The organism is Desulfovibrio intestinalis, assembly GCF_014202345.1.
GTDB classification, from domain to species: domain Bacteria; phylum Desulfobacterota; class Desulfovibrionia; order Desulfovibrionales; family Desulfovibrionaceae; genus Desulfovibrio; species Desulfovibrio intestinalis.
Genome location: NZ_JACHGO010000001.1, coordinates 459,639 through 484,241 on the forward strand (window position 1 = coordinate 459,639; position 24,603 = coordinate 484,241).

A 24,603-nucleotide genomic window follows, 5' to 3' on the forward strand; every position below is an offset into this window, starting at 1 on the left:
ATGAAAATTTGTAATACTCTGGCTAATGGAAAAAAATCTTTTTTCCCCCTTGACAATCAGCCCGGCCTTACAGTTCGGAACTTTTTATGAACATGCGAAAAAATCGGAGAATTTCTAAGAAAAACAGAGTAAAATTAAATTGTAATTGTTTAAAACTAAAATTGTATTTGTTAATATGCAGGCATCTATTTTGAAAACCCTTGTGTGCTAAGGCTTTTCAGGGCGGCCCATGTAGACCGCCAAATACAAAAAAATAAAGAATCTCTGCTGATTATCCTGCAGGGCCGTTGGGGAAAGCAAAAGGGCGTTCTGCCTCAAACAGCCTTTAATCATCAATTGCCCGTCTCCCTCGTTTTAGGCTACAAGGCCTCATGCAAGACAAATGGGCTGAAATTTCTGTAAATCTCAAAAAAATGCTTAAATCCGGACTTTTCAAAGTCTGGATTGCTCCCTTACACGCTACCGTGGATACCTTCGGGTTGCGCCTTGTTGCGCCCAATGCCTATGTAGCAAGCAGGCTGGAAAGCATGATGTTGACGACCTTGCAAGAGGCGGCAGCTCCCGTATTGGGGCTCGAACCTGCGCAGGTAAAAGTGCACATTGAAGCAGCCGATCAGGACGCTCAGGTATCCACTGCTGTGGAGCATAAGAGCGCAGGGCAGAAACCCGAGGTTGAGCTTGCTCCTTCAGAAGCTTCTTCCGAACCTGTTACGGTGGCTGCAAGCTCTGTTTTGCAGCAGGCATCTCTTCCTCTTCCGGCTGCCGCTGTGTACCGCAGTTCGCAGAACTGGCGATTTTCTTTTGCCGACTTTGTTGTGGGGCCCACCAATAATATGGCAGTGGCCGCCGCGCAGGATGTTAGCCGTAAATATGGCTGCGTGCGCACCCTGTTTGTAAACTCTGCATCAGGCCTTGGAAAAACGCATCTGGCGCAGGCCGTGGGCCGTGCAATCAATGAAGAAGGCGGCAATGCGCGCGTGGGTTACCTAACTGCCGAAGAATTTGCTTCGCGCTTTGTTACCGCTCTTCGTGCGCAAGATATTGAAGGCTTCAAAGCCCGTTTCCGTGAGTTGGACGTGCTGCTGATGGAAGACGTGCATTTTTTTCAGGGTAAGGAAAAAATGCAGGATATGGCCCTGGCTGTGGTTAAAAATCTGCAGGCCAAGGGCGGTCGTGCCATCTTCACCTCGTCCTTTTCTCCTCGCGAACTGCAGAAGGTGGACAGCCAGCTTGTATCGCACTTCTGCTCCGGAATTTTGACGGACATGGGCCGCCCCACAAAGGATATGCGCTGTGACATCCTTGGGCAGAAGGCCAGAAGCTTTCAGGTACTTTTGCCCGATTCCGTCTGTGAATTGCTTGCCAGCCGCCTGAGCGGCGATGTGCGGCAAATGGAGTCTTGCCTTAACAGTCTTATTTTCAAGGCGCGCTTGCTCAACTGTGGCCTGAATCTTGATCTGGCCATGGAAGTGCTGAGCCAGTATGCAGATGTTGCTTGTGGCCCGGACTTTTCAACCATTCTGCGTCTTGTATGCGAAAGCTACGGCCTCAACGAACGCCAATTGGCTTCGAAATCCCGCCGCAAGGAATGCGTTACTGGCCGCAATACCGCTTTTTATCTGGCTCGCAAACACACGGAAATGACTCTTGAAGAAATAGGCGAGAAATTCAATCGCCGTCATTCCACTGTCATCAAGGGCATCACTTCTCTGGAACGTGAATTGTCCAAAGAGTCTACCGAAGGACGGCGTATTGCCCGCGCTGTAACGTTGATTGAGCGAAATGCAGGCCTCGGCGCACGCGTCTAACCGTCTCTCTTCTGCTTCTGAATTTAGCGACCCGATTGTTAAGATCGGGTCGCTTTTTTTCGGTCGTTGATGCTTCGACTGGGCATCACGCAAAGCGTGCCCTCCTGCTGACAGACGGGCACGTTTTGCATGCTTTGGGCACGGTGCGTCATCATAAAGGAATAGTCGCCGATCCAGGATAACGGCAAGCCTCTTCAGGCCGTTGCGCCTTGCTGTGGCTGCAGCCCAGAAAGGGGCCTGAGAGGAATATGAAGCTGCTCCACTAGCAGCGCCAGTATTAAGCATAAGGCAAACACAAGAAGCTTGTGTCCCGTTCGGAAACTATATGGCGTTGCAGTTCGGCTGCATCAGATAACAATGAATTTTTAAAAAATATCAGTTGCCAGAAAATTCGGTCAGAATTGCCTGAAAAACATCAACCCAAAGCAAAGTCAAAAGAGAGCGCAGATAGATCAGTGCAGCAGGGCATCCAGAGCCGAGGCTGACAGATGGCGCGGTTCGCTACGGCGTACAGGTTCCACGCCCCAGGTGCGCAAAAGATCCAGTGTCATAGCTTCACCTTTGTCCATGCACAGGGCTACAGCCGGAGAAAGAGACGCGCCAAGCGTCATGGCTGCGGGTTGAACGCCAATGAGCGCGCAGTGTTCGGGCATGTTGCCGCGCAAGGTCGCAAGGCCAAGCACCTCGGAAAAGCTGTTCTGGTGAGGTCCAATTTTCTGGGCTGTGAGGTAGGCTGGCACTTGGTCACGCAACACCATTTCCCCCGGTTCAAGACCAAAATCCACAGCATCCAGCACAAGTAGCTTATCTGCGCGTTCTACATGCGTCAGCAGGGTTTGCCCCTGTGTACCGCCATCCACAATTTCCACATGTTCGGGGAAGTCCCAGCGCGAATAGATATTTTGGGCCAGCCTTACGCCGTAGCCTTCGTCACCGTAGAGAATATTGCCCAAGCCGATGATGATTACCGATTCCATGAAAAATCCTGTTATTGTGCAGACAGTGCCTGCATGCAGAAGGCGGCCTCACTGTAGTGAGGCCGCCCTGTTATCGTGCCCGAGATGACTTTAACTCTTACGCCGTTCCCTGTAACCGCTGAACATGGCGGATACAAGAGTGGTCTTGCCCATGATTTCTTCACGGATGACCATGTATATGTGTACTGTCACAAAGGTAACAAGCAGCAGCATGCCAAGGCGGTGCCAGCTGCGCAATTCTTGATCGTTGCCGCCTACCCAGTACGCGAAGTCCAGTACAAAGAGGAAGGGTTTGAAGAATGCCTGATGGCTGCTTTCAGCATACATGCCAAGGCCTGTAAGCATGATGATAAGCATGAAGACCATGCCCACAGCCATCCCGGCCTGCGCCAGGGGGTTGTGCCCCACATACGCGCGCGGTTCCTTATCCAGAAAAAGGTACCAGCGTATGTCATGCCACAGGTCGTTCCACCATGTTTTGCTCCAGACTGGCAAAATGATCAGCTCACGCGAATAACGGTTGCCGAAGATGCCGTACAGGTAGCGAAACACTGTGGATATGATGAGAACAAAACCTGCGATGAAGTGCGCCATGCGCGTATAGCCCATATAGAAGGTATCGTAGGCCGAAGTTCCTGATACAGAAAGCCAGGGTTTGCCTATGATGTAGCCTGTAATAATGAGCACGCACACGCAAATAACCATGACCCAGTGCCAGATGCGTATGGGCAGTTGGAATACGTAGACGCTCTTGCCCAAAGGCATTTCAGGCAGAGTTTCTTTTATATCGCTCATGATAGTTCTCCTACGCTTGAGGCGCTTGTGCGCCGGCGTCAGCAGGGCTGGAGCTACATGCCCCGATCCATGCGCACAGTGAGCAGATCCTTGCCGTCAGGCCCAATAATGTGGGTAGAGCAGGCCAGGCAGGGGTCAAAGCTGTGCAGTGTACGCAGGATTTCCAGTGGTTGCTCTGGAATGTCCATATGCGTGTTCATAAGTGAGGCTTCATAGGCGCTCAACTGACCATCAGGGCTGCGGGGCGCGCCGTTCCAGGTGGTGGGCACCACGCACTGATAGTTTTCGATCTTGCGGTCCTTGATCTTGATCCAGTGGCCCAAAGCGCCACGGGGAGCTTCGGTAAAGCCAACGCCACGCAGTTCGGTTGTGGGCCAGGTTTCAGGCTTCCACTTTGTGGTGTTGGCCGTTGCGCGCACGCCGTTTTTGAGGTTGGTGATAAGGCGGTCATAGAAGTAGCGCATTTTTTCCGCAGACCACGCCAGTTCCAGTGAACGGGCTGCAATGCGGCCCAAGGTGGACTGAAGGACGGTGACAGGCACGCCGCCAGCGCGGCCCAGAAAATCATCAACCAGATCCGTTATTTCGCTATTCTTGCGGGCGTAGCCAATAAGCATACGGGCCAGAGGGCCAACTTCCATCTGATGACCGCGCCACAGCGGTGTTTTGAGCCAGGAATAACGGTCCCGTTCATCCACCTGCTTGAGGGCAGTGGGTGTGCCCTTGATATTGGGGCCAGGATTGTAATGCGGTTCCGTAATGCCTTCCCAGGGGTGCAGACCAATTTTCCCGGCAGGGTAGGACTTGTACCATGAGTGGTTGACCGTTTCCTGAATTTCTTCAGGATCGGTGAGGCTTACGGGCAGCACTTCGTTGAAGTTGCCGTTAATGATGGCGCCGGGGGGCAGGAGCAGGCTTTTATCGGTGTAGTCGTTGGCAATGTCGGGAATACCGCCGTACGCCAAAACCGAAAGCTTGGACAACCCGCCGCCGATGTTGAGCCAGTCGCCATAGAAACTGGCAAGCGCCAGCGTGTCGGGAATAACTACTTGCTGGGCAAAGGTGCGGCAGCGTTCAATGACCTGAAGGATGAAGTCAAGGCGTTCCTGGTTGATGACGTCCGCCGCGCCCACACCGTCAATGTTGAGCGAGCAGGGCACCCCGCCCACCAACCAGTTGGGGTGGGGGTTCTTGCCGCCAAAGATGGTGTGGATGTGCACCACGTCTTTCTGGAAGTCCAGAGCTTCAATATAGTGGGCGACCACCATAAGGTTGGCTTCGGGCGGTAGCTTGTAGGCCGGGTGGCCCCAGTAGCCGTTGGTGAAGATGCCGAGCTGCCCGGAATTGATGAGCTTGAGCAGCTTGTCCTTGACGGACTGGAAGTAGCCCGGCGAGGAGTTGGGCCAGGGCGACAGCTTTTGCGCCAGTTCCGAAGTTGCCTTGGGGTCGGCTGTGGAAGCCGAAACCACGTCCACCCAGTCCAGACCGGTAAGGTGGTACAAATGTACCAGATGGTCATGGTACATGAGGCAGAGCTGCATGAGGTTGCGGATGATGTTGGCATTGTCAGGAATATCAATGCCAAGCGCATTTTCAACGGCCTGCACAGAAGACAGGGCGTGCGTGCCCGTGCATACGCCGCAGATCCGTTCGGTGAAGGCCCAGGCGTCGCGGGGGTCACGGCCTTTGAGGATGATTTCTATACCGCGAAAAATAGTGCCGCAGGAAACGGCATTGGTAATGACGTTGTCGTCATTGATGTTCACTTCGCAGCGCAGGTGCCCTTCAATGCGGGTCACAGGGTCCACGACGAGGCGGCGGCCAGCGTCAACAACGTTATATCCTTGCGTCTTGTATTCGTAGGACATGGGTGCGTTCCTTAGCTCTTGCTGGTGTCTTCGTTAACTTCCGGGGCTTTCTTCTTGTCGCAGCAGGCATGACGTACCATGCTGGCCGCGCCATGAATGGCCACACCCGCTGCCACACCGGCCACAGCGGCAACACCAACGGTTTCAGCCGTGGAGTTGGTGCCCATATGCGGAATGGTAGTGATGCGGTCATAGAATGACTGCTGATCCCAGAAGTTCTGTTCCGAGCAGCCAATGCAGCCGTGCCCGGACTGGATGGGGAAGGATACGCCGTTGTTCCAGCGGGTGGAGGGGCAGGCATTGTATGTGGTCGGGCCTTTGCAACCCATTTTGTACAGACACAGGCCTGAGCGTGCGCCCTCGTCGTCCCACGATTCCACAAACTGGCCCGCATCGAAGTGGGCGCGGCGGTAGCACTGGTCGTGCACGCGCACGCCGTAAAACATTTCTGGGCGTCCCTGCGAATCAAGGCTCGGCAGACGATCATAGGTAATGATGTACGTCAGAATAGCACTCATGACTTCCGGGATAGCCGGGCAGCCGGGAACCTTGATCTGAGGCTTGTTGGGGAAAAGCTTGTGCAGAGGGGTGGCTGCCGTGGGGTTGGGCGAAGCAGCCTGTACACAGCCCCAGGATGCGCATGTGCCCCAGGCTACCACAGCCTTGGCATGCTCCACGCCCATCTTGAGCTTTTCATAAAAAGGCTTGCCGCCATCAATGCAGTACATGCCCTGTTCGTTCATGGGCACGTTGCCTTCAAGAGCCAGAATGTACTGGCCCTTGTATTTCTCGATGGCCTGCTCGTAAGTTTCATTGGCCTGATGGCCAGCCGCAGCCATGATGGTATCCTGGTAGTCCAGAGCAATCATGGAAAGAATAATGTCCGCCGCAAGGGGATGGGCGGTTCTCAGGAAGGATTCGGTGCAGCAGGAACAGGAAAGTCCGTTGATCCAGAGCACCGGCAGACGAGGTTTGGTAGAAAGGGCCTGAGCAATGGCCAAGTCCGCGCCGGGGCCAAGCCCCATAGCAACGGCAGTAAGCGCGCAGAACTTCATGAAGTCCCGGCGGCTGACGCCCCTGTTGCGCAAAACCTCAGCGGTTGTTTCAAGATGTGCCATAGTTACCTCAACGCTTGCTGGTTGGAAGTGAGTCGTGAGGGTGGGGATGCATCGAGCTGGAAAAGCCAGCTTGGTTTGCCTTTATCATAAAAGCTATCGATAAGATTATAGCCCTCGATGTGCAAAGGCAAGTGAAAAATAATTAGGGGGTTACATATTTAAGTGCAGGGTTTTTCGATTATGGCAGTGCGTGAATCATATTAATGATAGTTTAGATATATCAGTGTGATGTATGATAAGGCATGAGATGCGTCAAAGAAGACGAAAAAAAGGGGGCTTTCGCCCCCCTTATTGGTGCAGACAGGCGGTAAGGCATGTCTGTGTTTCTTTGGTTGCTTAGTCGTCAGCGCCTTCTTCACCTTCAAACTTGATGAAGCCTGGGTTCACGTTGGTCATGGCGTTAACAATCAGTTCCACCAGGCCGCCGTAGGCGAAGTTGTTCTTGGTGTACAGGTCGTTGTGTTCAAGGATTTCACGAATCTGGCCCTTGCAGTTGGAGCAGGGGGCGCAGATGTACTTGCGGGTTTCGGGTCCCAGGCAATCCTTGAAAGCTTCGCTGATCTGCCACATCTTTTTACGGCCAGAGATGTTGCCGCGCCATTGTTCGATATTGTTGCGCGTCATGATGGCAAAGCCTGAGCCACCGCCGCAGCAGTAGTTGTCCACTCCGTTATGCGGCATTTCGCGGAACTGGGGCGCGATCTTACGGATAATTTCGCGTTGGGGTTCGACGATGCCCATGAGGCGAACCACGTTGCAGGGGTCGTGCAGCGTCACAGGGAAATCGTTGCGTGAGGGGTCCAGCTTCAGGCGGCCACTCATAACGATGTCACGCAGGGTGACGTAGCAGCTTTCGCGCGGCACCTGATACTCAAAGGGAATCACGCGGTCGGCGATGACCGTAAGGGCTTTGTGGGCATGGCCGCACTCGCCGATGACGATCTTTTTCACGCCCAGTTCCTTGGCGGCCATCATGTGCTGCAGGGCGATACGGGCGGTCTGGGCGTCGTCATAAAACACGCCGTAGTTCACGCCGTCATAGGCCAGAGCCTTGCTGGAAAGCGTCCACGACAGGCCGGCTTCCTGAAAGATCAGAGAGAAAGAAGCGATGTTTTCAGGCCAGGCCATGATTTCACCGGCATTGTGCAGCAGCATGATGTCTGCGCCCTGCACGTCAAAGGGCGTATGGATGCCCACGCCGGTGATTTCCGTATAGTCCTCATCAATAAACTCTACGTTTTCCTTCACCACTTCGGGCGTCATGCCCGTAGAAGAACCAGCCTTCATGTGGTTCATGGTGCCGCGTTCGTGCAGTTCGCGGGGGTAGATGCCCATTTCCTGGCTGAAAAGCTTGCGGATTTCGCGGGCCAGAAGGCCGTTGTCCACGCCAATGGGGCAGGTCTGGGCGCAACGGCGGCAAAGGTTGCAGCGGTAGGCCAGTTCACCCAGGCGGGCCACTGTCTTCCAGTTCAGTTGCATGTCGCCGTAACGCCATTTGGCCAAGGGTTCTTTCTTTACATACTGCTTGTAAATGCGGCGAAAGATTTCAGAGCGAAAGTTGGGGCGATACATTTCGTTTTCGCCTGACATTTCATAGAGATGGCAGGCTTCAGAACAGGAGTTGCACTGGGCGCAATAGTCCATGCTGGTTTCAAGCATGGGCAGGAAGGTCCAGTTGTTTTCCTTGGTGAACAGCTTGCGCATACCGTCGAGGAACTTGTTGACCAGCTCTTCCTCTTCTTCACGGTTCTTGGGCTTGGGGATGTTCAGCACGCTGACTTCATCAAGAATACAGGCCGTGTTTTCCTTCTGCTCGTCGGTGAAGGGCTTCCAGGGCATGGTATGCATGTCCACGGCCAGATCGGGAATTTCCTTCAGGTCAATGCTGACCATCTGCCCGTCGACGGTAGAGACGTCTGTCAAACGGAGGTTGTCTTTCATGTCTGAACTCCCTAGTCTTCTTTCTTTTCTGTGGGGTTGGTCGTGGCAACGTCTACCCAGCTCTTGGGGGTGCCATCACCGGCGATATGCTTGGCCGACCAAGTCACATTGAACTTGAGGGCCTCAAGAATCTTTGCTTTGTTCTTGTCGCTGCTGCTGGTGGGCTCGTCGCCCCAGCGGATGTCATGATAGGTGAAGTACTTCATGAACACATGGCCCATGTGCGTCATGGGAATCCAGATGAGCAGGAAGAAACCGATCAACAGGTGCAGGCTGAACAGAACGCTGGTTTGAGGAGCGAAGTTGAAGGTGATCAGATTGTAAATAAAGGTGCGGGCCAGTTCGAAGTAAGAAGGAGAGAAAGCCCACGCGGCCAGACCAAGCAGGCCGAAAACTATGAATATGACCAGATTGAAATAATGCTCGGGCGTGCTGTAGCGGCGCAGGCCTTCGTCATTGCGGCGGCGTTCAATCAGGCCGATGCCGCCAATGATGATGCACAGCGTGCCGACCAGCACCACGGCGTTGATAATATTGCCCACAAAGATCATGAAGCCGCCCTGCGGGTTCAGACCAAAGAGCTGGGCAAAGACTGCGCAAAGCACGATGATAGTGCCGCCCATGAGCATGTACATGCCCACATGGAAGGGGTAGGAGCGCACCCACAGCTTGAGGTTATGCTCGAACGTGGCGTGCAAAAACAGTACTTCAGTAAGCAGCGCCTTGATGTCGCCCCAATGGGAAATGTGGCGGGGCTTGGTCCACCAGTCTTTTTCTTCCATGAAGCTGCCGCCGTAAACAGTCTTACTGCCCTCGTGCGGCACAGGATAAAGTTCCCAGCGCACATGCAACGGGCTGGATGCCATGTAAGATCTGATCTTCAAGTAGGCCATGCAAATGAAGCCGGCTACCGCCAAATAGCCCAAGATGTAAAACAAAGTGGTCATGCGTTTTCTCCCGTAGGGTCAAGATGCCGCTGGAACGTGGGTTCGACGGGCCCGGCCCGGCCGTGCGCCGCAAAAAGCCCGGCATGCGTCTGCTTGCCTTGCAACCTCTCCTTAATAATTATCGAACGAGCAATTATGGCGATATTCCCGGCAGAGAATTCATCACAATAAGCTGTAGAACAGAGTCGCCCGATGGCACTCCTGATACATAAAATATAAAAATAATGCAAAGATTTCGTAAGGATTCATCACGACAATTTTAATCATGATTGACCTAATTTTGTTTAAAAAAATCAAGTAGATTAAGACCAAAAAAAGTGTTTTTTGCAAGAAAAAATATTTTTTGCATGTAATAAAACTGAGAGAAGAATTTTCATATTTAATTTGTATGTTTAAATAATATCAAAAAACTATGAAAATAGTGGTCAAATATGGATAGTGATGTAGGTTAGCCAGATAGTACAGAGTGTTATAAAATAAAAATCACCTAATACAACTAGTAGATAGTAAAAAATTGTTAATGATAGCTAAACTATATTCTAATTAATATGATATTACTATGTAATTATAGTGCGTAATTATCACGGCAAGTAGCAAGGTGGTGGCCTGCCCAGACGCCAAGCTTCCCGCAAGAAGGCCTGTCATGAGTTCGTAATAACCGGGGAGGGGAGGGGTGAACACGCTGCGTTAGCAAGCGTGTTCATTGGAGTCGTGTGCAAATTGAAAATGGAAGAGCCGTTTGTGTGCCGCTGATACCATCAGGACAACAACAATGGTTTGGCGTTGCGGTGGCGAAGATCCCTCAGCGTAAAAGACGGTCGTCCTGCATAAGGTCACGCAAGGTAATGGATTCAAACACTCCATCCAGAGTTGATTGAAGGCTTTCCCACGCTTTGCGTACCTCACAGGCATCAAACCGGGAGCAGTTTCCTGGCTTTTCCAGGCAGCCGCTTAGCTCAATGCCTCCTTCCATCAGCCGGACAATACAGCCAAAGGTGAGATCCTCGGGTTTGCGCACGAGCACATGCCCCCCCTTGGCGCCACGCACGCTGCCAGTAATGCCAGCCAGACGAAGCTGGCGCAGGATCTGTTCAATAAACTGCGAGCTGATGCCAGTTTTGTTTGCAAGCAGGCTTGATGATATAGGCTGTTCAAGCCCATTTTTTGCCAAATAAAGCAAGATACGGGCTGCATAGCGTGTTTTTGCTGAAAGTTTCATTACGAATCCCCCGAGGAGCATATGTAAAAGGGGAAATCAAAAGGATCCGATCGTCTCATCGGGCTGAGACATAAATTCGGTATCCGAAGCATAGCTGAATTCTGTAAATAGTAACATCATTGTAGCAATTAAGATATTACTTTTTTGTCTTATCTTACTGATTGCGAAAGTATTCACACTCTCAATTTGCGGTTGTGCGAAATTTATGAGTCATGAAAACCGGCTTCGCAGAGTCGCTTGACGCCCAAAGTCGCTTGAGATAAGAATCATGAGTAAAGCAGTCTAAATTAGACCCATCCAGTATCGTCAACTTTATTGCCTCCAGCAAAATAAGGAATAAATATGCGTATTTCCACAATGGCCTGTCATGCGCTGCATTTGCTATTGTGCCTTTCTGAACAAGATCAGGCCATGCCTGCATCTGCTTCAGAGCTTGCGGCATGTACAGGCATCTCTGAAAAATTTGTGCAAAAGATCATGCGTTTGTTGCAGGCTGAAGGCATTGTCAAAAGCGTGCGTGGTATCGCTGGGGGGCATATGCTTGCCCGTAACCCTGACGCCGTAACCCTTGCGGACATAATTAACGCTGTTGAAGGGGGAATAACCCTGCCTGGCGTTAACAGCGAAGCCCCTGCTGGCAAAGCTGCATTTGATGTTTGGGACAAGGCCGCCATGACCTTACAAAACTCCCTGGACGCAGTGACCCTTAGTTCTGTTCGCCAAAGTGCGGGATTTTCCCAGCGCCCTGGCACGCGCCGCAAGGCAGATCATGCAACCTCAAGACGCCCAGAATCCGAATCCGGAGGCTCCAATGCAAAAGCATATTCTCTTGGTAGACAGCGATGCCGCAAGCCTAAGCAGGATGTCGCAGGTCTTACGTCAGTCTAACTATCAGGTAAGTGTGGCCTGTAGCTGCGATGAAAGCCTGAATATGGTCAATGACCGCAAGCCTGATTGCATAATCTTTGATGTTGATCTTGAAGGCACTTCAGGAACAATCATGTACAGCCGCTTGCGCAGGAACTCGCAAACCCGTGGCATTCCGGCGATTGTCTGCACCAATGTGGGCCCCAGGCCGGTATGCTTTGGAACCGGCATACCCGTTTTGAGCAAAAATTGTTCAGGTGATGCCCTATTGGGTGCCGTTTCGGCAGCTTTTGCCTGCTAGCTTTTGCCTGCTACTTTTTGCGACAAACCAGCGCATAACCATAGCTTATATCTAATCTTTCATCTGCGCCATTGGGCAGAGTCTTTATTGTTGGCCGGGCAATGGGATATTTGCCCGGCCAACGGCCTTTAAAGGCCCATGTAAAGCAGAGGCCCGGTCGCAAAAGGACAAAATCGCCGTTTCTCTGCTGCTATTGTGCTACTCCAGCTCATTATGGCGAATGTGTGGAGGCACGATTATCATTTCAGCAAGCAGGGGTTTTAGGAAGGACCACTTGATATTGTGTTCCTCGTACACTTCCATCATGTCGCGGATGGCGTCCCAGCAGTTGTGGCAAGGAGTGACGACCAGCTCAGCCCCTGTGGCCTTGATCTGATCCAGCTTGTTTTTGAGGCCGACATTTCGTTCCTTGCGGTACACGCCAATGCCGTTGAGTCCTCCACCACCGCCACAGCAGAAGTTATGATCCCCCTTGGGATCCATTTCTCTAAAATCTTCAGCTATGTAGCTCATGATTTCCCGCGTAGCGCTGCCGAGTCCGTCATTGCGGACATAGTTGCAGGAATCCTGCAAGGTACACGGCACCTTGATTTTTTTGGCGGGATCAATCTTCAGCTTGCCCGTGCGCAGCATTTCGGCCACCCACTCAACATAGTGCATGAAGCGTACTGGCGCGTCTCCGCTTTCGCGTCCTGCCCAATACGGCCCTTCGACAACCGTGGCACGATGGGCATGTCCACATTCCGTTCCCACAACTACCTTGGGCTTGATGCGGTCTATGGCTGAGTAAATGCGTTTGACATTCTGCGCGCAACCTTCCCAGTCGCCAGCAAACATCGTCAATGAGGTATTTTCCCACCCTTCGCGCGGCACGGTCCAGTCGGTATCTGTGACGTGAAAAAGAATTGCGGCCAGCGCGATGTCTTCTGGATAGTGCTTAACCTCACGGGCATTGAGGATATACATGACATCCGCATGCTCTTTTTCCACAGGAATTTCGAGGTCAGGCCATTCTTCCTGCTGTTCTTCCACCATCCATTCGCAGGTTTCCAACCAATCTTCTTCGGTTACGTCCATCTGCGCGCCATACACACGGTGCATGCCAGATCCGATCTTCATTTCCCACGGAATAAAGCCATGCTTGAAGAGGATGCCGCGCAGGTAGCTGAACATGACGCCAGTGTCTATGCCGTGCGGGCAGTACACAGCGCAGCGGTTGCAACAGGTGCACTTGCCCCAGGCCGCATCCATGCACTTGATCATGAACTCTGCATCAACCTTGCCCTTGCGGCGTATGAGTTCGCCCAGGGTCGCCTGAATTTTGTAGGATGGAATCTGAGTGGGATCATTGTTGTTTGTTCTGTAAAAAAAGCAGCTGTCTGCACACATGGCGCAATGTGCGCAGACATTGAGCCATGTGCGGGTGCGAGATTTACTGGTCTGCTCCAAGTCGCGGGCGAGGGCAGCCTGATCAACTTTCATTTCCTTCATCTGGCTGTAGTATTGCGCCCCTACCTTATCTTTCAGCAGTTCAAGAATGCCTTCTTTGGTGGTGATTGGGGTAGGGGTGCAAAGCAATTCGGACATAATCCGCTCCTTTCAGGCGAGAATAATGATACAGTTTCCCGATTTACCAGGGGAATGCGCCACCGCGTGTGGCTCCGCCTCTTTTGATGGCGAAGTCCATACCGATCTGAGCGCGCGACATGAAGAAGAGAACTATGTGTGAAAGCTTGGTAAAGGGTGCCAGAATAAGGAAAAGTTCGCCGCTCAGCACATGCAGAATCATCCAGCTTTGATAGGCGGAGGTGTCCAGCCGGGCTATAAGCCCCGTGGCAAAGGGCAAAAATGTCAAAACCAGTATGAGCCAGTCTGATCCGCTGTTCAGCTGTCTAAGGGCAGGTGATACCATGCGGCGTATGCCCAGCAAAACAATGGCCGCAAGGCTCAGTACAGAGAGGATATCAGCCAGTGTTCCCGGCAGCGAGGGCAGGGTTATCCCTACATAGCGCTCAAGCAGCACTGTATGTCCAAGCAAAAAGAGAGGCACAAGAACAGCGCCAAAATGCAAAAGGAAAAAGAGAACAGCTGCAACAGGTTGCGTTCGCCAGCCGTCAGTGCCGCCGGGGATCAGCCATTTGAAGATTGACGCCAGCGCGCCAGGCACAGAACGGTCTGTATGATATCGGTAGGCCACACGTTCGAGCCGCCAGTCCAGGCCGCGCACATACCAGAAAATACGGGCCAGCATACCCACCACAAAAATAACAAGAGAAATGACAAACAAGGGTCCGGTAATGAAATCAAGCATCTGATCGTCTCCTACGTTCTTTCTGTCTGATACAAGAGCTACCGACTATTTTTTGGCGGCATGCTCAGATGCAATGCGTTCGCTATGGCAGACCCGGCAGTCAACAAGGCGGGGGCCCTTGGACAGTTTTACATGGCATTCGGTACAGGTAGCGTGCAGGTAATCCATCTGTTTTCGCGGGGCAATGTTTCGAACGTTCATGAGTGACTCTGCAAGACCCTCATCTGTCATGTCATGGCAGGTTGTACAGTCCTGCCCCTTGCCATCAAGGTAGGCAATGTGTTGATCGTGAGTGAAGAAGACCGGCGGCATCTTTTTGGCACTGAAAGGCGGGTAGGTGAAGGGGATGCGCTCTTCACCCAGGGCCTCGCCCGAAGACAGCACCAGGCCTAGGGTCAAAACCAACAAGCAGGGGAGAATGATTCTGAATCTGACGTTTTTTTCCTGCATGGTTAATCCTTACTTCCTGGCATAATCCTGATGATGTTGCCCCGTACTAACCAGGCCGGGCGCAAATTATAAGGAAATCCCGAGCACATGCATCGGGATTTCCCCTGGTTTTGTGCTTAGCTATGAGTTGCCCCTGTGAAGCGTTTCAGCCGCATTGCGCATGAAAACAGCGCATTTGTAAGGCTCGTTCTTCATACACCTCATGGCAAAAGCCGCTGAAAGGTAGAGGAAAAGGCGTGATTCATAGTCCAGTCGGTTGGTTTGCAGCCAATGATCGTGGGGGGCATCGCCCTGTGCCAGGTCTTTGGCTCGGTTAAGATCTTCCGCATACGCATCACCGGCAAGCTTGGAATACATTTCGCAAATTTCTTCGGCCAGGTACTCACGTTCTGATAAAGCAGACATGGCAACCCCTTTGCGTCACGCGCGGTTACGCCCCATTGTATATGAGGCACTAATAAAGAGCAATTAAACATTCAAATTCTTGATCTACTTAATCAATACAAAATAAATATTATATTAAAAATACTGCGTCAATGATGTTTCTGTTTTTTTGCATTAAAAAATTATAACTATATTAGTTTGTTAATCATAAAAGTTGACTTGTTAAATATAGTATTTTGGTCACAAGCATGTAGTTATGCAAATGTATTAATTGTCTACTTACAGTAAAAATCATACTTTATTACTGCAGTATGGTTTGTCTGTGTAATCATTTACATACGTTTTGTGTATGTTTTTATATTCGCAAGTAATTGCTTATGAAATTTTTGTGAACTAAAAGGAGGGCTTTAGCTGAGGAGGAAAATAACGACGCTAAAAAAGCATTTGAGGGGAGGCAAAATCCTGCAATTATGATTTCAAACTTGATTCCTTTGATCGCTGCTAGCAAAAGAGCTGTCTATAATATGTTTATATTATAGACAATGTTCTATTGAGACTATTTTCACAAATTATGCTGGTATTTCCCATCTTTTATTCGCCACAGTGAATATGCAGTCAGGTTCAAGTGGAGAAAGTGGTCGTGTTGCAAGGCTTTCTGCGGGCAGAAGTGCGCAGGCTAGGTTGAGCACACCTGAATAATAATTTCTGAATAATCAGCAGGTACGCATGTATACGCGCTGTGACACCGCGTGTGCTTGTAAAGCCAGACTGGTTCTAGCAGAGGCGGTAGTATTGACTGAGGGGAGGGGCTGATGGCAGGGCTGCGATGGGGGACACAAAAAAAGCGCAGGGAAACCCTGCGCTTTTTTTATACTCTATATCCGGTGTTCTAGCTGTTCAGATCAACCAGAATCGGGTTGTCCTCAAGTTCTTCAAGGAACTTGTCGGGACGTTCTTTCTGTTCGGGTACCACGATATCTCCGTTGACGTATTCGCGGTAGCCTGTTCCGGCGGGGATCAGGCGGCCAACGATAACGTTTTCTTTGAGACCGCGCAGGTAGTCCATTTTGCCCTTGAGCGAAGCTTCAGTAAGCACCTTGGTCGTTTCCTGGAAGGAAGCTGCCGAGATGAAGGAGGACGTGGTGAGCGAAGCCTGGGTGATACCCAGCACCAGCGGTTCCGCCGTGGCAGGCTGACGGCCTTCGGCAAGAGTCCTGTGGTTTTCCTGCTTAAACTCTCCCTTGTCTACCTGTTCGCCGACCAGGAAGCTGGTGCCGCCCGAGTCCAGAACAGTGACCTTCTTGAGCATCTGGCGCACGATGACTTCGATATGCTTGTCGTCGATGCCCACGCCCTGGAAGCGGTAGACTTCCTGAATTTCGTCCACGAGGTAGCGGGCCAGGTACTTTTCGCCCCTGGTGCGCAGAATGTCGTGCAGTTCGGGGTAGCCTTCAGTCAACGGGTCGCCGGCTTCAACAAAGTCGCCGTCGGCTGCGGTGATGTGCTTGCCCTTAGGCACCAGATATTCTTTAGCCTCGCCAATTTCGGGCGTGACAACCAGCTTCCGTTTGCCTTTGGATTCGCCAGCATAGGTGACTGTGCCGGATATTTCGGAAACAACCGCCATATCCTTGGGCTTGCGAACTTCAAAGAGCTCGGCCACGCGGGGAAGACCACCCACGATGTCCTTGGTCTTGGCAGTTTCGCGCGGCTTACGGGCAATGATGTCACCAGCCTGAATGTTCTCGCCGTCTTTAACCATGATGATGGAGCCGACGGGCAGGCTGTAGATGGCCGCCGCGCCGCCGTGGCTACGCTTTTTGACGTTGCCGTTATCATCGCAGATGGAGATGGCCGGGCGGAAGTTGGTGGTGCGGTATTCCATGATGGTCAAGCTGGCCTGACGGGTGATGTCGTCCACCCGTTCCTGCACGGTTTTGCCGTCCACGATGTCCGTAAAGCGCAGGGTACCTTCTTCTTCGCACACAAAGGGTTCGTTGAAGGGGTCCCATTCGGCCAGCACTGTACCCTTGTTGACTTCCTGACCGTCGTGCACCAGCAAGCGGGCGCCGTTGGGCAGGATGTACTTTTCGCGTTCACGGCCCTGAGCATCCACAATGGCCAATTGACCGCTCTTGCCCAGCACGAGGTGCACGCCGTCTCTGTTGGTCACGGCCTTGACCCGGTTAAGGATCACGCGACCAGTGTTGAGAGCTTCGAACTTGTTCTTTTCAATGGTGCTTGATGCTGTTCCACCGATATGGAACGTACGCATGGTCAGCTGCGTGCCAGGTTCACCGATGGACTGGGCGGCGATGATACCCACGGTTTCACCCGTGTTTACCAGATGCCCGCGACCAAGGTCACGCCCGTAGCACATGGCGCAGATGCCGCGTTCGGCCTGGCAGGTGAGAGGCGAACGCACGGTAACGGAAGAAATACCCTTGTCGTTGATGATCTGGGCTTCCACTTCCGAAATAATGGTGTTTTCGGGCAGCAGAACTTTTTCCGGTTCATCGGGATCGTACACAGGGTAAAGCAGAGCGCGACCGATAATGCGTTCGGCCAGCGGCGTTTTGATGTCGCCGCCGTCCTTGAGGTGGGTCAGTTCAATGCCGTCAACCGTACCGCAGTCAAGTTCAGACACTATGACGTCCTGCACAACGTCGACAAGGCGGCGTGTGAGGTAACCGGAGTTGGCCGTCTTGAGGGCCGTGTCCGCGAGACCTTTACGGGCACCGTGCGTAGAGGTGAAATACTGCAACACCGACAGACCCTCGCGGAAGGAGGATGTGATGGGCGTTTCAATAATTTCACCAGAAGGCTTGGCCATCAGACCGCGCATACCAGCAAGCTGGCGCATCTGGTCCTGGTTGCCTCGGGCACCGGAGTTGGACATCATAAAGATGGGGTTGAAGCTCTGGTTCTTTTCCTGCTTGCCGGTCTTGGGATCAGTAAGCACATCGTAGGATATTTCCTTGATCATTTCAGTGGAAACGTCCTGGGTGGCCTTGGTCCACACGTCCACCACCTTGTTGTACTTTTCAGTACGGGTGATGATACCGTCGCGGTACTGATGTTCGATGTCGTCCACTTCGGCCTGAGACGCTTCCAGAATGCCCTTCTTGCGGGCAGGAATGGTCAGGTCTTTCACACCGATGGTCACACCGGCGCGCGTGGCGAACTCGTAGCCCATATCCTTGAGTTTGTCGCACAGAATAACCGTGGCCTTGATGCCGCAGTCGCGATACGCAGCGCCCACAAGGCGGGCGATGTTTTTCTTTGTCAGTACGCAGTTCACAAGGTCAAACGACAGCTTTTCGGGCAGGATATCGCTGACAAGCACACGGCCGGGAGTGGTGTCGTAGGTATACCCGTCGGGCATACGCACCTTCACACGGGCGTGCAGGGAAACGATGCCTGCATCGTGAGCGCTTTCAACTTCCCAGGGGGCGCAGAAGGACATGCCTTCGCCCTTTTCGAAGCTGCGTTCGGCGGTCATGTAGTAAAGACCAAGCACGATGTCCTGCGAGGGCACGATAACCGGGCCACCGTTGGCAGGCGAAAGAATGTTGTTGGTGCTCATCATGAGCACGCGGCATTCAATCTGCGCTTCCACGGACAGGGGAATATGCACGGCCATCTGGTCACCGTCAAAGTCTGCGTTGTACGCAGAGCAGACCAACGGATGCAGACGGATGGCCTTGCCTTCGACCAGCAGGGGTTCGAAAGCCTGGATGCCAAGACGGTGCAGCGTAGGCGCGCGGTTGAGCAGAATGGGGTACTCGCGCACCACTTCTGAAAGGATATCCCACACCACCAGCTCTTCGCGCTCCACCATCTTTTTGGCACTCTTGATGGTAGAGGCATGCCCTCTTTTTTCCAGTTCGGAGTAGATGAAGGGCTTGAACAGCTCCAGTGCCATCTTCTTGGGCAGACCGCACTGGTGCAGCTTGAGGTAGGGGCCCACGGTAATAACCGAACGGCCAGAGTAGTCCACGCGCTTGCCCAACAGGTTCTGACGGAAGCGGCCCTGCTTACCCTTGATCATGTCTGAAAGGGACTTGAGGGGGCGGCCGTTGGTGCCGGCAATGGCACGGCCACGGCGGCCGTTGTCGAACAGGGCGTCAACGGCTTCCTGCAACATACGCTTTTCGTTGCGGATGATGATTTCCGGAGCGCCAAGTTCCATAAGCCGTTTCAAACGGTTATTACGGTTGATGACGCGGCGGTACAGGTCATTGAGGTCAGAAGTAGCAAAGCGTCCGCCATCCAGGGGCACGAGGGGACGAAGTTCCGGCGGAATGACAGGAACAACTTCCATAATCATCCACTCGGGCTTGTTGTCCGACTCAAGAAAAGCTTCAACAATCTTGAGGCGCTTGGTAAGTTTTTTCTTCTTGGTCTGGCTCTTGGTGGCTTCGCCTTCTTCACGCAGTTCGGTGCGCAGCTTTTCAAGATCCAGTTCTTCCAGCAGGCTGCGCACGGCTTCCGCGCCCATGCCCACGGTAAGAACTTCGTCGCTGCCGTAATGATCAAGAATCTGAAGATACTGATCTTCAGAGATGACCTGACGCTTCTGAAGATTGGTCTGACCTGCATCAAGTACGATGTACGAGTCGAAGTACAGCACTTTTTCAAGGTCAGCCATGGTCATGTCCAGAAGAGTGCCGATCTTGGAAGGCAGGGTCTTCAAAAACCAGATGTGCGCAACCGGAGCGGCCAGTTCAATATGCCCCATGCGTTCGCGACGCACCTTGGAGGCAATGACTTCAACGCCGCACTTTTCGCAGACAATACCGCGGTGTTTCATGCGTTTGTACTTGCCGCAGTTGCATTCATAGTCCTTCACGGGGCCGAAAATTTTGGCACAAAAAAGGCCGTCACGTTCCGGCTTGAAGGTACGATAGTTGATGGTTTCCGGTTTTTTCACTTCGCCATAGGACCATTCACGAATGGCTTCAGGAGAGGCGATGGAAATCTGGATGGCTTTCAGATTGCGGATATTGGTCACGTTGGCCGACGTGCCGCGTGCGGTGAAAAGATCGTCCAGGCTCATATATAATACCTGCTTTGGTAAAAGCTCTATGGAATCGTTAACTATGTTGCTTCATCCGCAAGAGGATTGTCCGCTTGCGGATGAAGCAGCGATTATCCGGGGCCGCCAGAACGGGCAGTCTACGCCTCGTCCTCGCGTTCTCTCATATAGCCCACGCGCTTGGGCTTCTTCTTGCCTTCTTCCTGGTGCAGGGTGACGTTGAGCCCAAGGCTCATGAGTTCCTTAACCAGAACGTTGAAGGATTCGGGCAAGCCAGCTTCAAGGAAGTTGTCGCCCTTGACTATTTTTTCGTACATCTTCACGCGTCCTGTCACGTCGTCTGACTTGACGGTGAGGAATTCTTGCAACAGATAGGCTGCACCGTAGGCTTCAAGCGCCCACACTTCCATTTCACCCAAGCGCTGACCACCGAACTGGGCCTTACCGCCAAGGGGCTGCTGGGTTACCAGAGAGTAGGGGCCCGTGGAGCGGGCGTGGATTTTTTCGTCCACCAGATGGTGCAGTTTGAGCATGTACATGACGCCTGTGGTCACGCGGTTTTTGAAGGCTTCACCGGTACGGCCGTCGTAAAGAGTGGTTTTGCCGTCGTTGGCAATCCCAGCTTTTTCCATCCAGCCCCAGATCTCTTCTTCAGTAGCGCCGTCAAATACAGGAGTCTTGGTCACAATACCGTTACGCAGTTTGAGAACGGAGGCCTTGAATTCCTCGTCGTCCATTGCGTCGACCAGCGTGCTGATCTCGTTTGAGCTGTAAACGTTCTTGACCTCGTCGCGCAGAACCTGCATGGCCGCGCCAGAATCCAGCAATTCAGCCAACTGACGGCCCAGTTCTTTGGCTCCCCAACCAAGGTGGGTTTCCATGATCTGACCGATGTTCATTCGCGAAGGCACGCCAAGGGGGTTGAGCACAATGTCAACAGGACGGCCGTCGGCAAAGAAAGGCATGTCTTCTTCCGGCAGAATGCAGGAAACAACACCCTTGTTACCGTGGCGGCCAGCCATTTTGTCGCCCACAGAGAGTTTACGCTTGATGGCAATGTGAACCTTGACCATCTTGATAACGCCAGGGGGCAGATCGTCGCCTTCGGTGACCTTCTCGCGTTTGGAGTCGTAAATGGCCCGCAGGTAATCGACCTGCTGGTCATAGGACTTGAGAATGTCAGCCACGGCATCGTTGACCTCTTTGCTCTTGAAAAGGCCAGCCAGCTTTTTCACGGGCAGGTCAGCCAGCATATCTTCGGTCAGGGCCGCACCGGCTTCCACCAGCACTTCACCCTTCTTTTTACCAGGCACAGAGGCGGCTACCTGCTTGCCATTGACGTGCGGTGTCAGCAGCACGCGCGTACGGTCGGTAAGGGCGCGCAAGTGGTCGGCTTCTTTCTGGTCCAGCACAGACGTGTCGTGAACCTCAATAGCCAGAGTGCGGTCGTCCTTTTCACCCGAGCGGCGGTTGAAGACCTTGACGTCAATAATGGTGCCTTCCACTCCCGGCGGGACCTTGAGGGAGGTGTTCTTCACGTCCCTGGCCTTTTCGCCGAAGATGGCGCGCAGCAGCTTTTCTTCAGGTGTCAGCTGGGTTTCGCCCTTGGGGGTGATTTTGCCCACGAGAATGTCGTCGGGCTTGACCGCAGCACCAATGCGGATAATGCCGCTTTCATCCAGGTTACGCAGCATGTCTTCGCTGACGTTGGGGATGTCGCGGGTGATTTCTTCGGGTCCAAGCTTGGTGTCACGGGCAACCACTTCGAATTCTTCGATGTGGATTGACGTGAAGACGTCTTCTTTCACCGTACGTTCGGAGATAAGGATGGAGTCTTCGTAGTTGTAGCCGCACCAGGGCATGAAGGCTACTACAAGGTTCTTGCCCAGAGCCAGTTCACCATCGTCAATGCCGGGGCCGTCAGCCAGGATCTGGCCTTTTTTGACCAGTTGGCCAGGACGGCAGGTGGGCTTTTGACCAAAGCAGGAGTTCTGGTTTGACTTGTGGTACTTCAGCAGGTCATAGGCGCGCACGCCGCCCTGCTTTTTGTACACTTCGCCTTCATAGGCCACCACGATGCGGTCGGCGTCAACGTACTCCACCTTGCCATCGGCAGGGGCCACGATGCACGCGCCCGAGTCGCGGGCCACATCCACTTCCATGCCCGTGCCCACAAGGGGCTTTTCAGAGCGCAGCAGCGGCACAGCCTGGCGTTGCATGTTGGAACCCATGAGCGCGCGGTTGGCGTCGTCATGCTCCAGGAAGGGAATAAGCGCCGCAGAGATGGAAACCATCTGGCTGGGCGAGATGTCCATAAGGTTCACTTCGTCACGGTGACGCATTTCCACTTCGCCCTTGACGCGGACTGTGACGAATTCGTCCAGCAGATTGCCGTCCTCGTCCACAAGCGCGTTGGCCTGGGCAATGACCTGGTCGCCTTCACGCGAGGCATCAAGATGCACCACGTCTTCAGTGACGCGGGCTTCACGAACAACGCGGTACGGCGTTTCAATGAAGCCGAAGTCATTGACCTTGGCAAAGGTGGTCAGTGAAACAATAAGGCCGATGTTGGGACCTTCAGGCGTTTCAATGGGGCAAATGCGGCCATAGTGCGAGGTGTGCACGTCGCGTACTTCAAAGCCGGCGCGTTCACGGGTCAGACCGCCAGGTCCAAGAGCTGAAAGACGACGTTTGTGCGTCACTTCAGACAGGGAGTTGGTTTGGTCCATGAACTGGGACAGCTGGGAAGTGCCGAAGAATTCTTTGAGCACAGCCGCCACAGGCTTGGGATTGATAAGGTCGTGCGGCATGAGCGTGGAAATTTCCTGCAGGCTCATGCGTTCCTTGATGGCACGCTCCATACGCACGAGGCCAATGCGGTACTGGTTTTCCACCAGTTCGCCAACCAGTCGTACGCGGCGGTTGCCAAGATGGTCGATATCATCGGCAGGGCCGTGACTGTCCTTGAGGTTCACCAGAACCTTGATGGCGGTGAGAATATCATTGTCCGTCAGGGTGCGCAGGTCGGAAGACTCGTCCAGAGCAAGGCGCTGGTTGAGTTTGTAACGGCCCACGGGCGACAGGTCGTAGTAGTCGCCATTGCGGAACAGGTTGTCAAAGAAGCTGGCGGCAATTTCAGCCGTGGGCGGCGAAGAGGGACGCAGGCGACGGTAGATTTCTTCCTGCGCTTTCTGCTGGTCGGGAATACGGTCCAGCATAAGGGTGTCGCGAATGGAAGAAGACGTGTCGTTACCCTTGGTATGCAGCACGCTGACGCGGTCAATGCCCGCTTCACGAATACGATCCAGCAGGCCGGGCGTGATTTCGTCGGCTGCTTCTGCCAGAAGTTCGCCGGTCTTGGGGTCAGCCACATCCACAGCCAGAAACATGCTGTCCAGAGTATCGGGACGCATTTCAATGGCCTCAATACCTGCGTCACAGATAAGACGCCAGCTGCGCTTGGTAATGGGCTTGCCAGCTTTAACAATGACGTTGCCTTCGCCGTCAACGATGTCGGCATAGGCATTGTCCTTGCGGTACAGCTCCTTGCGCACTTCCCAGTAGATCGCGTTGCGATCTTCCAGTCGGTAAGTTTCACGAGAGTAGAAGTAGTCGAGGATCTGTTCCTTGCTCATGCCCATAGCCTTGAACAGGATGGTAGCGGGCATTTTGCGGCGACGGTCGATGCGGACGTAAAGAATGTCCTTGTGGTCAAAGTCAAAGTCCAGCCAGGAGCCGCGCATGGGAATGACGCGGCACGAATACAGCACTTTACGGCTGGTATGCGTTTTGCCGCCATCATGCTCGAAGATGATGCCAGGTGAACGCTGCAACTGGTTGACGATGACACGCTCTGTGCCGTTTATGATAAAGGTACCTTTTTCGGTCATCAGGGGCAGGGTACCAAAATAGATATCCTGTTCCTTGATGTCGCGAATGGTTCGGTTGCCTGACGCTTCGTCGGCATCATAAACCACAAGGCGTACCTTGATGCGCATGGGGGCTTCGTAAGTCAGTCCCTTGGAGATACATTCAGCCTGATCGTACTTGGGCTCGCCAACTTCATAGCTGACAAACTCCAGGCTGGCGGTCTTGTTAAAGTCCTCAATGGGGAAAACTGTATGAAAAACGCCTTCGAGTCCTTCATCAGGGCGGCGGTCAGCTTCCGGAACGCCTTCCTGAAGAAATTTTTCATATGAATCTATCTGCAGATTCAGCAGATGAGGGATGGGGAGGGAAATCTTGATCTTGCCGAACTGTTTGGTGAGCTGGCCCATGGGTACCTCAAGATAGGTAGCGGTTGCGCCCCGGCGGAGCGACAAGTGAATCATCTGCCGAAGCCGGCGGGCAAAACTTGTTGTCACTGCACCCTGAAAGCGTAAATCACGGTGGGAGGTAATGCTTACTGTGTAGGTAAGGCGAAAAAAACCCATCCCTGTCTGGGTAAACAGGGCTTGGGCTCAGGCATCAGCCTTAAAAATATGTACTTATACAGTAAGATATATTAAACAGAAAAAGGCCTCCTAAGCCGTTCATGAAAGAGGATACATAATGGAAATTTTAAATTTTAGCAAGCTTT

Annotated in this window: 16 protein-coding genes; 3 read left to right on the plus strand and 13 right to left on the minus strand. The window is 52.9% G+C overall.

Going from position 1 to position 24,603, the window contains the following annotated elements; all coding sequences use genetic code 11:
- The first annotated feature begins 371 nt into the window (after nt 1–371).
- Nucleotides 372–1,808, plus strand: a complete 1,437-nt coding sequence (locus HNQ38_RS02005) for a DnaA ATPase domain-containing protein (RefSeq protein WP_183717726.1) — start codon at nt 372–374, stop codon at nt 1,806–1,808.
- Nucleotides 1,809–2,260: 452 nt separating this feature from the next.
- Here the strand turns inward: HNQ38_RS02005 and HNQ38_RS02010 are convergent, their stop codons facing one another.
- From HNQ38_RS02010 to HNQ38_RS02040, 7 genes are all read right to left on the minus strand, one after another.
- Nucleotides 2,261–2,785, minus strand: a complete 525-nt coding sequence (locus HNQ38_RS02010) for a hydrogenase maturation protease (RefSeq protein WP_183717727.1) — start codon at nt 2,783–2,785, stop codon at nt 2,261–2,263.
- Nucleotides 2,786–2,875: 90 nt separating this feature from the next.
- Nucleotides 2,876–3,580 (minus strand): Ni/Fe-hydrogenase, b-type cytochrome subunit, encoded by a 705-nt coding sequence (gene cybH / locus HNQ38_RS02015; protein WP_183717728.1) that lies wholly within the window; start codon nt 3,578–3,580, stop codon nt 2,876–2,878.
- 53 nt (nt 3,581–3,633) lie between these two features.
- Nucleotides 3,634–5,448: a nickel-dependent hydrogenase large subunit gene (locus tag HNQ38_RS02020; protein ID WP_183717729.1), complete on the minus strand. Its 1,815-nt coding sequence runs from the start codon at nt 5,446–5,448 to the stop codon at nt 3,634–3,636.
- Between the two features lie 11 nt (nt 5,449–5,459).
- Nucleotides 5,460–6,566: a hydrogenase small subunit gene (locus HNQ38_RS02025; RefSeq protein ID WP_183717730.1), complete on the minus strand. Its 1,107-nt coding sequence runs from the start codon at nt 6,564–6,566 to the stop codon at nt 5,460–5,462.
- Nucleotides 6,567–6,902: 336 nt separating this feature from the next.
- Complete coding sequence (locus HNQ38_RS02030) at nt 6,903–8,507, minus strand: (Fe-S)-binding protein (protein ID WP_183717731.1); 1,605 nt, start codon at nt 8,505–8,507, stop codon at nt 6,903–6,905.
- Between the two features lie 11 nt (nt 8,508–8,518).
- Complete coding sequence (locus tag HNQ38_RS02035; protein ID WP_183717732.1) at nt 8,519–9,454, minus strand: respiratory nitrate reductase subunit gamma; 936 nt, start codon at nt 9,452–9,454, stop codon at nt 8,519–8,521.
- An 802-nt stretch (nt 9,455–10,256) separates the two neighbouring features.
- Nucleotides 10,257–10,673, minus strand: a complete 417-nt coding sequence (locus tag HNQ38_RS02040) for an RrF2 family transcriptional regulator (RefSeq protein ID WP_183717733.1) — start codon at nt 10,671–10,673, stop codon at nt 10,257–10,259.
- A 342-nt stretch (nt 10,674–11,015) separates the two neighbouring features.
- On the opposite strand from HNQ38_RS02040, the gene HNQ38_RS02045 reads away from it, so the two are divergent.
- Nucleotides 11,016–11,561: an RrF2 family transcriptional regulator gene (locus tag HNQ38_RS02045; protein ID WP_183717734.1), complete on the plus strand. Its 546-nt coding sequence runs from the start codon at nt 11,016–11,018 to the stop codon at nt 11,559–11,561.
- Nucleotides 11,536–11,841, plus strand: a complete 306-nt coding sequence (locus HNQ38_RS02050) for a response regulator (RefSeq protein ID WP_246387934.1) — start codon at nt 11,536–11,538, stop codon at nt 11,839–11,841. The genes HNQ38_RS02045 and HNQ38_RS02050 overlap by 26 nt, the downstream gene beginning before the upstream one ends.
- 198 nt (nt 11,842–12,039) lie before the next feature.
- On the opposite strand, the gene hmcF is transcribed toward HNQ38_RS02050, so the two are convergent.
- The 6 genes from hmcF to rpoB form a co-directional block, all read right to left on the minus strand.
- On the minus strand, nt 12,040–13,428 hold the full coding sequence (gene hmcF / locus HNQ38_RS02055; protein WP_183717736.1) for a sulfate respiration complex iron-sulfur protein HmcF: 1,389 nt from the start codon (nt 13,426–13,428) through the stop codon (nt 12,040–12,042).
- Nucleotides 13,429–13,471: 43 nt separating this feature from the next.
- Nucleotides 13,472–14,152 carry a sulfate respiration complex protein HmcE gene (hmcE, locus tag HNQ38_RS02060; RefSeq protein ID WP_183717737.1) on the minus strand — a complete coding sequence of 227 codons (681 nt, stop codon included), beginning with the start codon at nt 14,150–14,152 and terminating at the stop codon, nt 13,472–13,474.
- A gap of 45 nt (nt 14,153–14,197) precedes the next feature.
- Nucleotides 14,198–14,602, minus strand: a complete 405-nt coding sequence (locus tag HNQ38_RS02065) for a cytochrome c3 family protein (RefSeq protein WP_183717738.1) — start codon at nt 14,600–14,602, stop codon at nt 14,198–14,200.
- 120 nt (nt 14,603–14,722) lie between these two features.
- Entirely contained in the window at nt 14,723–15,007 is a 285-nt protein-coding gene (locus tag HNQ38_RS02070) for a hypothetical protein (RefSeq protein ID WP_183717739.1), read from the minus strand.
- An 868-nt stretch (nt 15,008–15,875) separates the two neighbouring features.
- Nucleotides 15,876–20,045, minus strand: coding sequence for a DNA-directed RNA polymerase subunit beta' (gene rpoC, locus HNQ38_RS02075; RefSeq protein ID WP_183717740.1), 4,170 nt, complete (start codon nt 20,043–20,045; stop codon nt 15,876–15,878).
- A gap of 119 nt (nt 20,046–20,164) precedes the next feature.
- Complete coding sequence (gene rpoB, locus HNQ38_RS02080; protein WP_183717741.1) at nt 20,165–24,301, minus strand: DNA-directed RNA polymerase subunit beta; 4,137 nt, start codon at nt 24,299–24,301, stop codon at nt 20,165–20,167.
- Nucleotides 24,302–24,603: the final 302 nt, after the last annotated feature.